We start from the raw sequence: 3,769 nt of genomic DNA, 5'->3' as shown, positions 1-3,769 counted from the left end.
CACGCTTTGAGTTCCGTTGGCACGACCAATTTAACCTAGGTTTAGACCCTGAACGCGCCCGCGAATATCACGACGAAACACTGCCACAAGAATCTGGCAAGATTGCACATTTCTGCTCTATGTGTGGCCCTAAGTTCTGCTCGATGAAGATCACTCAAGAAGTACGTGATTACGCCAAAGATCTTGAAGCAAGAGGTATCGATCCAAATAACGTAGGCGATGCTATCGAAATCAAAATGGTTGATGTTGAAGCCGAAATGAAAGCGAAATCAGACGAGTTCAAAAAAACAGGCTCTGAGATTTACCATAAAGCAGTTTAATTGATGGAGCTAGGCATCAGCGATGGGCTCTGGGTTTATACCTAGGGCCTAGAGCCTAGCGCCTAGAAAGTTTATGTCTTTAAAGATAGCGATACTGGGTTTTGGTTTAACTGGCCGTTTAACTGCATTGGCACTTGCTAAAGAGCATCAGTTAAGTGTGTTTGAGCAAGATGATGAACATGCTAGCAACAGTGCCGGCAGCGTTGCTGCAGCGATGTTAGCCCCCCTTGCAGAATCAGTCCTGTGTGAACAGGATTTAGCCCTACAAGGGCTTAATAGCATCACGCGTTGGCAGCAAATTCTAAGTGAGCTCGATGACGCTGTGTATTTTCAACAAACAGGCAGCTTAGTGGTTGCTCATCAGCAAGATAAGGGCGATTTGCAAAGTTTTGTGAGCCGCTTGAAACCGCTTGAAAGCTACCAGGCACAGACATTGGTGGGCACTCAAATCGCAAACCTTGAGCCAGAACTTGCTGGGCGGTTCCACCAAGGTGTGTATTTACCTTGTGAAGGGCAACTCGATAACCAAGCATTTTATAGCGCTAGTTTTAAAAAGCTTACCTTGCAAGGAGTGCAATTTAACTTTGGCTGTAAAGTTGAATTGAACGCTCATCAAGTGAATGGCCAAAGCTTTGATTATGTATTTGATTGTCGCGGTTTAGGTGCAAAACAGGCTGAACCCTTACTGCGTGGAGTAAGAGGGGAGGTGGCGCGTTTATATGCACCAGAGGTGAACCTAACCAGACCGATACGACTGATGCATCCGCGTTATCCAATTTATATTGCTCCTAAGCCAAACCATCAATTTGTGATTGGTGCGACTGAAATCGAATCGCAAGACCGCGGTAAAGTCACCGTGCGCTCGGCGCTGGAGCTATTGTCTGCTGCTTATACGGTGCATAGCGGCTTTGCTGAAGGGCGTATCGAGAGCTTGCAATCAGGGCTTCGTCCAGCGTTTGCCGACAACCGCCCGAAAGTCACAAAACAAGGTCGAGTGATCAGTATTAATGGCTTGTACCGTCATGGCTATTTACTTGCGCCTCAGGTGGTTGATGACGCAGTGAGCTTAATTGCTTAAGGATAAAAATGAATATTTTAATTAATGGTCAGTCAGTTACAGTGCACGACAATACATCGCTCACTCAGGTGTTGAGCCAGTTTGGCGCAAGACCTCCATTTGCCGTTGCCGTTAATGGTGACTTTGTACCCCGCAGTCAATGCGATGCTAAAACCCTCAACGAAGGCGACAGCATTGAGTTATTGTCGCCAATTCAAGGAGGCTAAGATGGATAGTTTTTCGGTTTATGGTGAGCAGTTTACAAGTCGGTTACTGATAGGCTCAGCATTGTACCCTTCGCCAAGTGTTATGACAGAGTCGATAGTGGCCTCACAGGCTGAAATTGTCACCGTTTCATTGAGACGTCAGCAAAGCGCTTCTGCGGGTGATGATTTTTGGCAATTGATAAAAAACACCGGGTTAAAGGTGCTGCCAAATACGGCGGGTTGTCATAGCGTAAAAGAGGCGGTGACCTTGGCGCAAATGTGCCGCGAAGTGTTCGCCACTGATTGGATCAAGTTAGAACTAATTGGTGATGAATATAATTTACAGCCAGATCCAATCGCACTGCTCGAAGCCACTAAAGTTTTATTGGCCGATGGCTTTAAAGTTTTACCTTATTGCACAGATGATTTAGTGCTGTGTCAGCGCCTCGCTGATTTAGGCTGCGAAGTACTAATGCCTTGGGGCGCACCGATTGGCACGGGTAAAGGCTTGCTGAATCCTTACAACTTAAAAATGATCCGTGAGCGCTTGCCAAACCATACGTTGATTGTTGATGCGGGCTTAGGTTTACCATCTCATGCCTGCCAAGCGCTTGAATTAGGGTATGATGCCGTATTATTAAATTCGGCAATTGCAGGTGCAGGTTGCCCAGTAACGATGAGTAAAGCGTTTAAGAGTGCTGTTGAAGCGGGGCGGTATAGCTATTTGGCTAAAGCGATGCCAGAAAAAGACGTAGCAAGCCCATCAACGCCGACGCTCGGAATGCCATTTTGGCATCAAGAATAAAATGTGAGGAATAACATGAATCAGGTTGTATGGACCATAGCTGGCTCAGATTCGGGCGGCGGTGCAGGAATTCAAGCCGACATCAAGGCAATGCAAAGTTTTAATGTACATGGCTGTACGGTTATTACTGCTTTAACGGCACAAAATAGTTTAGGTGTAGAAGCGCTGAACCCGATATCAACAGAAGTGATTGAGTCGCAACTATTAGCCTTAGCCAGTGATATGCCTGCCAGCGTGATTAAAATTGGCATGCTTGCCAATGTGCAGCAAATACAGCTTATTAGTGAGCATTTAAAACATTACAAAGCAACTTGGGCAGAGCCGCCTTTGGTTGTTTATGATCCGGTTGCCATTGCCTCCAGTGGTGATTTATTAACAGAAGAAGATACTGTTAGTGCTATCAAAGAGTGTTTATTGCCATTAGTCGATGTTGTAACACCGAACACCCACGAAACGCAGTTATTAACTGGTGTTTACCTGATTGGCCCAAGCGCAGTGAAAGAACCCGCCGAGAAGTTAACAGGCTATGGTGCAAAAGCGGTGATCATCAAAGGAGGTCATTGGGATTACCCAAGTGGCTATTGCATTGATTACTGCGTGCAAGGTGAGCAGGAATATTGGCTTGGTAACGAAAAAATTCAAACTCCGCATAGTCATGGCACAGGATGTAGTATGGCTTCTGTGATTGCCGCGTGTTTAGCCAAACAGTATCCACTCAAAGATGCCTTTATTTTAGCGAAAGCCTATATCAACCAAGGATTAAAAGCAGCCGTTCGTTATGGTGAAGGGATTGGCCCCGTTGCGCATACTTGCTTTCCAACAAATTTAGCAGATTACCCACAAGTCATCGAAGCGGGAAGTTGGCTGGGTGATGAGCTCGACTTTGATTGCCCGGTTGATTTTACCATGGCAGCAGGTTTTGCCGAGTGCGACTCTAAACAGCTAGGTTTATATGCCGTTGTGGATACGGTTGATTGGTTAGAGAAGTGTTTAGCCGAAGGAGTTAAAACCGTTCAATTAAGAATGAAAAATGCAGACGATGCAACACTCGAAGATGCCATTGCAAGTGCAGTTATGCTGGGGCAAAAGTACGATGCGCAGGTGTATATCAATGATTATTGGCAATTAGCGATTAAACATGGCGCTTATGGTGTGCATTTAGGGCAAGAAGACTTACAAACCGCTAATCTAATTGCCATAAAAGAGGCTGGGTTACGCTTAGGTGTTTCAACCCATGGCTTTTATGAGATGCTACGCGCGCACAATTACAGACCAAGTTATATGGCGTTTGGTGCTATTTACCCAACCACCACCAAAGACATGACAGGGCAAATTCAAGGTTTAGAAAAGCTCGAAAAATTTGTACCGCTAATGGCTGATT

At 45.6% G+C, this 3,769-nt stretch carries 5 protein-coding genes; all 5 read left to right on the top strand.

The window, feature by feature from the left end; all coding sequences use genetic code 11:
- Nucleotides 1-320 (top strand): phosphomethylpyrimidine synthase ThiC (locus ACQY6Q_RS08440; protein ID WP_427980159.1); only part of this gene is annotated, 320 nt, incomplete at its 5' end.
- A gap of 73 nt (nucleotides 321-393) precedes the next feature.
- The gene (locus tag ACQY6Q_RS08435; RefSeq protein WP_105180110.1) at nucleotides 394-1,398 is read left to right on the top strand and encodes an FAD-dependent oxidoreductase; all 1,005 of its coding nucleotides are present in this window, start codon (nucleotides 394-396) and stop codon (nucleotides 1,396-1,398) included.
- 8 nt (nucleotides 1,399-1,406) lie between these two features.
- Entirely contained in the window at nucleotides 1,407-1,604 is a 198-nt protein-coding gene (gene thiS, locus ACQY6Q_RS08430; RefSeq protein ID WP_427980157.1) for a sulfur carrier protein ThiS, read from the top strand.
- Between the two features lies 1 nt (nucleotide 1,605).
- Complete coding sequence (locus tag ACQY6Q_RS08425; protein ID WP_105174462.1) at nucleotides 1,606-2,388, top strand: thiazole synthase; 783 nt, start codon at nucleotides 1,606-1,608, stop codon at nucleotides 2,386-2,388.
- A 15-nt stretch (nucleotides 2,389-2,403) separates the two neighbouring features.
- A partial coding sequence (gene thiD, locus ACQY6Q_RS08420; protein ID WP_427980154.1) for a bifunctional hydroxymethylpyrimidine kinase/phosphomethylpyrimidine kinase occupies nucleotides 2,404-3,769 on the top strand: 1,366 nt, incomplete at its 3' end.

Source organism: Agarivorans sp. (assembly GCF_050295395.1).
Lineage (GTDB): Bacteria > Pseudomonadota > Gammaproteobacteria > Enterobacterales > Celerinatantimonadaceae > Agarivorans.
This window is presented reverse-complemented; position numbering and strand designations above follow the sequence as displayed.

Bases quoted from the DNA above. Each gene is read 5' to 3' on its own strand.
- ACQY6Q_RS08435 (WP_105180110.1), top strand. From the start codon at position 394: ATGTCTTTAAAGATAGCGATACTGGGTTTTGGTTTAACTGGCCGTTTA.
- thiS (WP_427980157.1), top strand. From the start codon at position 1,407: ATGAATATTTTAATTAATGGTCAGTCAGTTACAGTGCACGACAATACA.
- ACQY6Q_RS08425 (WP_105174462.1), top strand. From the start codon at position 1,606: ATGGATAGTTTTTCGGTTTATGGTGAGCAGTTTACAAGTCGGTTACTG.